The organism is Intestinibacter sp. (genome assembly GCF_051866655.1).
GTDB lineage: Bacteria > Bacillota > Clostridia > Peptostreptococcales > Peptostreptococcaceae > Intestinibacter.
This window is the reverse complement of record NZ_JBJDXL010000070.1, coordinates 1-1,662: the sequence shown is the minus strand read 5'-3', so window position 1 is coordinate 1,662 and position 1,662 is coordinate 1. Positions and strand designations below refer to the sequence as shown.

Below are 1,662 nucleotides of genomic sequence, written 5' to 3'. Positions count from 1 at the left end.
AAATGAATAAAAAGTGTTCTAATTCTTCTTCTATATTTTTGTAGTATGGAATCCTGAGCAAATGAATGTTATTTTTTTTACAGTATTGATTTTTTATTTCATCGTGGAGTCTTATTTTTTCAAACTGATTTAATGCCCACTCTTCTCCTTTCCCAGAAAAGTCAACGGGTCTAAAATGCTGCTCTCCATCATATTCTATACATAAATTATAGTCTGGTAGATAAAAATCGAACGGAAGGTTTTTTATATTTTTACAACCATCGAATGTTTTTTGATAAATATAGATAATACTATTTTTTTCACACCATTGACGAATATGCCTCTCCCCGTGAGACTCCTGACAATTAGGGCATCCTTTACCAGATAATATATTGGCAGGGCTAGCATACCATGTATGACCATCAATTTTACATCTATGTAATATTGGAATATGTGCCCCCTTATATTCTTCAATTACATCAATATTCGTATTTACCCTAAGTAAATCCTCTACGTATTCATTGTGTAGCTTTATATTTTTATCTCTTATTTTATCATTGCCACATTCTTTACAACCAACTCCTCGTAATATATTACTAGGATAAGCGCTCCAAAGAATATTGTGTTTTTTACAATAATGATCAATTGGAGTTTTCGCATCAATATATTGACCGACAATAACTATATCAGGATTAATAAGTTCTACCTCCTCAACATATTGATTATGTGTCTTGCATCTTGTCTTGCGAAACTTCTCCTTTCTACATTCCTCGCACCCAATTCCGCTTAAGGCTCGTCCAGGAGTAGTTTTCCAAAAAATATCATGAATTAAGCAACAATGTAATATTGGAGTACCTGAGTCAATATATTCTTCAACAACCTTAACATTAGGATTTTTAATTGCCAATTCTTTGACATACTCCTCATGTGTTTTTTTCTTACTCATTTGCTCACCTCCTCTTAAGTAAATTTATTTTTATTCATATAGGCTCGTTAAGCCCTATAGATTTTACTTTAAAAGTAAATTTTCTTTAGCTTTCACTAAAGTGCAGATCATATCATTCACCATGGTGTTAATACACTTTAGGTGTCCTCCGCTTCGAGAGACTTCTCTCTAATCCCATCTCAGGGAATGATCGTTGAACTTTCTTCTAACACTAATTTTGTATTGTTAATGTTAGAAGCTTAGCTGCTGATCGCCCAATTTGTTCGCTTTTTAAACTGTCACACTCGACCTTGCGATCCATGTTGTAGTGGAACAACTCTAAGGGCTTCCCAGCAATTCAAAGGAATACATTATATACATTTCTATATATAACGGACTAAGCAAATTTATGTAATAACATAAAACTTAATCTTTATCGGCATCTAGAGCCTCTTTCTTCTTTTTAATCAGTTCACTGTAGCTATCAATTTCTTTTTGAATTCCGTTTTTAATTGCATCCACTCTAGCTTTATTAAGATCTACTATAGCGTCCTTCGCTTCATGATAGGCTTTAATTGAATCATATTGTCCAGATTTTAACTCATCAAGCTTCTCTATATATTCTTGCTCAGTAAGACCTAACGCTTTCCAATTTTTATTCAGATAAGCAATTTCGTCTTGATATTTTTTAGCTTGCACTTCGGCAATTTCCATTTGCTGAGCATATAGACCAAGTGAAGTAATTCCTTCATCAGTCC

General features: G+C 33.2%; 2 protein-coding genes. Both read right to left on the bottom strand.

Annotated elements, in window-relative coordinates; all coding sequences use genetic code 11:
- Positions 1-925 (bottom strand): zinc-ribbon domain-containing protein (locus ACI3VO_RS01955; protein ID WP_439756295.1); only part of this gene is annotated, 925 nt, incomplete at its 3' end.
- A 405-nt stretch (positions 926-1,330) separates the two neighbouring features.
- Positions 1,331-1,662, bottom strand: a 332-nt coding sequence (locus tag ACI3VO_RS01950) for a hypothetical protein (RefSeq protein WP_439756294.1), incomplete at its 5' end; no start/stop codon positions are given.